7 protein-coding genes and 1 pseudogene are annotated in these 5,653 nt (G+C 39.4%); 5 read left to right on the top strand and 3 right to left on the bottom strand.

Annotation, left to right across the window (positions count from 1 at the left end):
* Positions 1–314 (bottom strand): transposase (locus AAEY57_RS18520; protein WP_350608497.1); only part of this gene is annotated, 314 nt, incomplete at its 3' end.
* A gap of 225 nt (positions 315–539) precedes the next feature.
* Here AAEY57_RS18520 and AAEY57_RS18515 point away from each other — a divergent pair.
* The gene (locus tag AAEY57_RS18515) at positions 540–674 is read left to right on the top strand and encodes a hypothetical protein (protein WP_350608496.1); all 135 of its coding nucleotides are present in this window, start codon (positions 540–542) and stop codon (positions 672–674) included.
* Positions 675–754: 80 nt separating this feature from the next.
* On the opposite strand, the gene AAEY57_RS18510 is transcribed toward AAEY57_RS18515, so the two are convergent.
* Entirely contained in the window at positions 755–1,033 is a 279-nt protein-coding gene (locus AAEY57_RS18510) for a hypothetical protein (RefSeq protein WP_108162567.1), read from the bottom strand.
* Positions 1,034–1,289: 256 nt separating this feature from the next.
* Between AAEY57_RS18510 and AAEY57_RS18505 the strand changes: the two are divergent.
* From AAEY57_RS18505 to gloA, 4 genes and pseudogenes are all read left to right on the top strand, one after another.
* A pseudogene (locus tag AAEY57_RS18505) lies at positions 1,290–1,440 on the top strand (endonuclease III); the annotation flags it as partial.
* Positions 1,441–1,660: 220 nt separating this feature from the next.
* A complete protein-coding gene (locus tag AAEY57_RS18500) occupies positions 1,661–3,571 on the top strand; it encodes an aminotransferase class V-fold PLP-dependent enzyme (RefSeq protein ID WP_350608495.1) in 1,911 nt (636 codons plus the stop codon).
* A 120-nt stretch (positions 3,572–3,691) separates the two neighbouring features.
* On the top strand, positions 3,692–4,723 hold the full coding sequence (locus AAEY57_RS18495; RefSeq protein ID WP_350608494.1) for a serine hydrolase domain-containing protein: 1,032 nt from the start codon (positions 3,692–3,694) through the stop codon (positions 4,721–4,723).
* 54 nt (positions 4,724–4,777) lie between these two features.
* On the top strand, positions 4,778–5,179 hold the full coding sequence (gloA, locus tag AAEY57_RS18490) for a lactoylglutathione lyase (protein WP_350608493.1): 402 nt from the start codon (positions 4,778–4,780) through the stop codon (positions 5,177–5,179).
* Positions 5,180–5,268: 89 nt separating this feature from the next.
* On the opposite strand, the gene AAEY57_RS18485 is transcribed toward gloA, so the two are convergent.
* On the bottom strand, positions 5,269–5,535 hold the full coding sequence (locus AAEY57_RS18485; protein WP_008115225.1) for a DksA/TraR family C4-type zinc finger protein: 267 nt from the start codon (positions 5,533–5,535) through the stop codon (positions 5,269–5,271).
* Positions 5,536–5,653 lie beyond the last annotated feature (118 nt).

Here is a 5,653-nt window from a genome sequence, read left to right as displayed (position 1 = left end):
GATGTGTAATGAGGTTGAATATCACCCGACACACTCATGAACAAAATATTCGTCTCACACGCCTTAGCAATACGGCGACTGCTGATAAAACCATGTGCATAGCCGAGCAAAATAATCTTTAGCATCACTGAAGGTGGATACGCCGCCGCGCCCGTTTTATCATTGTTATACCACGCGTCAAAGCCCGACAAATCGAGTTTATTTTCGACAATATAACAAAGCGCATACTCAAATGTACCTGGCAATATTTGCTCAGCAAAATTGATTGGAATGAATTTATTTTGGCAGGATAAGTCAGGCTTATAGTTGGCCATAACAATTTACCGTGGGTGAATAATATCTATTAGATCACAGTAATCCTGTGGGTTCAAGGTTAAAAAACAATCAAGTGAAATGTGTAGAACCAGTTCCTAAAAAGAGTAATTCTACAACCTCAACGCCGCATTAAGATGTGAGCTGCGCTTGGCTATACTAGAGCGAAGCGAAAGAGCCAAGCGTTGCGAATTACTCTTTAATGCTTTGTTATGTGTCTGAACTATATGACTTTTACAAAATATACTGGCGACGTATTTTCAGGAAAAGTCGATACGATTGGTGCAGCTTCAACACCCCATGCAAAAAACGTTTGCTTGTTGCAAGCAGTACAAGTTGCAGCATACTCGCCGTTAGCTTGAAATACTCCATTAAGAGCTGCCTGACATTTCGTGCCACATTCTTTGCACACTACATTAGTTATTGAGTAAGACATTGCAACCTACCTGTTTGATTTATAATAAGATCGTGAACCAATTTTTTTGAATTCTACTTTGTTCTGATCTTGTAAGTGGCGAGCTAACGTTGCGAAAAGCCACCCAGTTTTATTATCAGTTTTGTTACCTTGCGGGTAAGCATTCTTAGTGAGATTAAGCTGTTGCTTGATAAAAGCTGCTGGCACCCAACCTTCGTTAAACCCTGATTCAGACTTAACTATAAAGCTTAATACTTGCTCCGCCATCTCATTAAACAGTTGATCTATTTGATTCTTTTCTTCCACCAATGCCTCCTGACACATTCCCTATTTTAGAGCGAAAACGTCCTTATTTTGTGAACGTATATTAATAGCAAATAGTGTAAATTATTGCCAACTATAAATATTATGCTTTATATAGCTTATATAAACATGAAAAAAAGAGGAAAGTTTCCTCTCATTCTTACCAAATTAATGACGACTCACCTGAATGACTGGTTTTCGCTCAAAGCAGCTTGCAAAAGAAAGTATTTTCGTTCTACGTTCATTATATTTTGGCTGACCCACAATCGATGTCGACACGCATATTCTCCGTGTTTCAAATCGTACTAAGCTTGCCATGGGTAAAAATGTGGTAGCTGTTGAGCAAAAACTCGAAAAGTGGCAGCTGTATTATTGAAGACTTGTATGAGTTTAAAGATAAGGCTGAATAGCCATATGGCGATTGCTCTTCGATCAACACGTACAATTTCCTAATGCAGGTGCCTAACTTGGCACCTTGCACTTTCTTATACTGCAAATTAATTAAATAAACGCTTATATCTGCACCCGTACTAAAAGCAGTTATAGAACATTTTCAAAGTATTAATTTCACAAGCGTCAATCCTTTAGTTATGCTGTTGAGTATTATGAAATTTTATTACGAGAATTCCTATGCTACCAATACTTCGTATCTTGTTAATTGAGCAAGATCCAGTCACCTTACAAGAGCTTTCAACGAATCTATCGAAGACCATTGTCAATTTTGAGCGAGATGATATTCATATCGATATTATTGAGCGTCTTGAGCTAAAACAAGCGTTGGACATTGTAGAGGAAGATGGTGATATTCAGGCTGTAGTGCTTAGCTGGGATTTGCAAAATAAGGTTGGCGAACGCACTTATAGTCGCTTTATCGAGCAGTTAAAAGGGATCCGCCTTGAGCTGCCTGTTTATGTTATTGGCGATGATACGAAGGGGCTAGAAATCGTTAATGAGTCGGAGGAGATTGAGTCTTTCTTTTTTAAAGATGAGGTAATTTCTGATCCTGAAGCAATTTTAGGCTATATGATCAACGATTTCGATGACCGCTCAGAAACCCCATTTTGGACTGCGTATCGCCGTTATGTTGGCGAAGCAAACGATTCTTGGCATACACCAGGTCACAGTGGCGGCTCGAGCTTTAGAAATTCTCCTTATATTAAAGATTTTTATCAGTTTTATGGTCGTAATGTGTTCGTGGGCGATCTGTCGGTTTCTGTTGATTCGTTAGGATCATTATCAGATAGCACCAATACCATTGGCCGTGCGCAAGAGTCAGCAGCGGCGACGTTTGAAGTCAAGCATACCTATTTCGTTACCAATGGGTCGTCTACCTCAAATAAAATCATCTTGCAGACATTGCTGCGTAAGGGCGATAAAGTGATCATCGACCGCAATTGTCATAAATCTGTGCACTATGGCATTTTGCAATCAGCGAGTTTACCTGTTTATTTGTCGAGTATTTTAAATCCTAAATATGGCATTTTTGCGCCGCCGTCATTGGCTGATATAAAACAAGCAATAGAACAAAATACCGATGCAAAATTGCTGGTTCTCACCGGTTGTACTTACGATGGCCTACTGAGCGATCTGAAACAGGTGGTCGATTTTGCCCATCAACATGGTATTAAAGTATTTATTGACGAGGCATGGTTTGCTTACTCGCTGTTTCATCCAAGCCTACGATACTATTCCGCCATTCATGCTGGCGCTGACTACGTCACTCATTCGGCGCATAAAGTGGTATCGGCGTTTTCTCAAGCGTCTTATATTCATGTTAACGACCCTGATTTCGATGCTGATTTCTTTCGTGAGATTTACAGTATTTACGCCAGTACATCGCCAAAATATCAGCTTATCGCGTCGCTTGATGTGTGCCAAAAGCAATTAGAGATGGAAGGCTATAAGTTACTCAATGCTTTGTTGAACCATGTGGAAGAATTTAAACAACAGATGGCTTCACTCAAACAAATTAAAGTGCTTGGTAAACAAGATTTTATGGAAATATTTCCACACTTTAGTGGTGATAACATGGGTCACGATCCGCTAAAAATTCTCATCGACATTAGCGAATTACCCTATTCATTAAAAGATATTCATAAATATCTTCTTGATGAAATTGGCCTAGAAATAGAAAAATACACCCACAGTACCATTTTGGTGTTACTGACTCTTGGCGGCACGCGTTCGAAGATCATTCGTTTATACAATGCGTTGAAAAAACTCGATAGTGGCAAGGTAAAACTAGCCACATCGACGCGACGTTCTCGCTTACCGGAAAACCTACCAGCTATAGACTTAGCCTGTATTCCAAGCGAAGCTTTTTATGGCGAGCGCGAATCGGTACCTATTAGCAAAAGTAACAACCGCATTTGCGCTGGTTTAGTTACGCCCTACCCGCCAGGCATTCCGCTTTTGGTTCCGGGGCAACATATTACACAAGAGCATGTAGACTATCTTAAGGAGCTTGCAGGACAAGGATTAACAATTCAAGGCAGTTTTGATGGCGAAATCTATGTTCTTAAGGGCAAAGCTAATAAGTAAAAAGTATATTTTAATAGAGTTGAACTCCTTATAACTAAACAGCAATATCACATGATATTGCTGTTTAGTAGAATAAAGAGCTGATCCTCACACTCCAAAAATAAATGAGGCCTGAATGCAATGATACAATTGAAGAACAAAAAGGCGCTCACGCTTCTGCGCGTTGCAGCTCTCATTGTTACTCTTACTAGCATATACATTTTTGCCCCTTGGCAGTTTGCTTTATATTACTTTCACCCACTGCCCGCTAACGTTCAAGCACAAACACAAGAGGCTATTGAACAAGGAGTCGATGGCATTATTGTTTACATTCATAAACAAGGACAGCAACCTGAATATTTTGCAAATGGTTGGCATGATCGAGAGCAAAAAATCCCCGCATACCCTAATGCACTATTTAAAATAGGCAGTATCCGAAAGCTTTATGACGCAGCGGCTTTAACTAAGCTTGCAGCCATTGGACGTATTGATATAGATAAAACACTGGCTGATTATCTTCCATCATTAATTGGGCGCATTGAAAACGCAGATAAAATTACATTGCGAATGATGGTAAAGCACAAAAGTGGCATACCCAATTACACAGACACCGATAATTTTGATTGGTCAATCACCTACCCTGATCCACTTGCATTAGTGCTCGATGAACCCGCTGATTTTAGCCCTGATGCTGATTATGGCTATTCTAATACTAATTATTTGTTGCTGCGAAAAATTATGTCTAACGTACTGGGTTATGATCACAACCAATATATTAAAGATGAAATTTTAACGCCACTGGGCCTAACGAACACGTTTTCATCAGTGCATGAAATAAATTTAGTAGATTTGATGAGTGGTTACTACGTAGGTTATGAGAATGATTTTAAAGCACTCGATCAAGGCTATGTGGCTACCGCACAAGATATAGGCGACTTTCTTATTGCTTTAAACAAAGGCGCTTTTTTCGACGAACAAGAGCAAGCTTTGTATGCATCACTTTATAAGTATGAACACACGGGTTGGGTATTAGGGTATTCAAGCATTGCTCGTTATTATAAAGATATCGATACAGTCGTTGTACAATTTATAAATACTAATGGCGATGATACTGTGATGCTCACAGAAATAATTTATAATCGGATTATTGATATTTTAACAGCGCAGCGGTAGTTGTTATAAAATGGCTGCGTTATCAAAATTTATGTGAATTTTAAGAGGGTTTAAATGCGTTTACTACACACCATGTTACGGGTTGCTGATCTAGATAAATCAATTGCGTTTTATACTCAAGTGCTCGGTATGAAAGAGTTACGCCGTGCTGATAACGAAGAGTACCGCTACACCCTCGCCTTTGTAGGATACGGTGATGAAACTGACACGACAGTACTTGAACTAACCTATAACTGGGATACCGACAGCTACGATTTAGGTAATGCCTATGGCCATATCGCCATTGAGTTTGATGATATTTATAAAGCCTGTGAAGATATTAAGGGCGCTGGTGGTAACGTTAGCCGTGAACCAGGACCAGTAAAGGGTGGCACAACAGAAATTGCGTTTGTAAAAGATCCAGATGGCTACTCAATTGAACTTATTCAGAAAAAAGAGAACATAAATAAATTTTAGTAAATTTATTTAATAGGTTTACTAACCCCTTTTTAATTATCTAAGCTCAACTCTGATACGATATTAAAAAAGGTGCTGTATGCACCTTTTTATCGTAATTGACTGTCTTTACTGCCACGCCGATTAAGCCCTTTTGAAAGCCCGCCTTTACCTTCTAGGTCAGCTTGGCAGCTTACACAATACTTAACCCCAGGTACCGCAAGTCTTCGTGCCTGTGGTATTGGTTCATCACATTCTTCACATAGCTCGGCACTGGCTCCAGAAACTAAATTACTTCTAGCATACTGCACAGCGTCATTAACGCTTGCGTCAATTTGTTCTTGAATTGCACCATCACGTGCCCATCCACTTGCCATATAACCTCCTATTTATTTGGACGTTTATATGTACCCTAACATAACCTGAGCTTCGGATAAGAAATTACTAATTTAAAGGAACTAAATGCTCGTTCCATGATCCGATCATTCGACCAAG

Origin of the sequence: Pseudoalteromonas sp. MER144-MNA-CIBAN-0113, assembly GCF_040308965.1 — a bacterium.
Lineage (GTDB): Bacteria > Pseudomonadota > Gammaproteobacteria > Enterobacterales > Alteromonadaceae > Pseudoalteromonas > Pseudoalteromonas tetraodonis.
The sequence above is the reverse complement of the archived record's forward strand: the minus strand, read 5'-3'. Positions and strand labels throughout refer to the sequence as shown.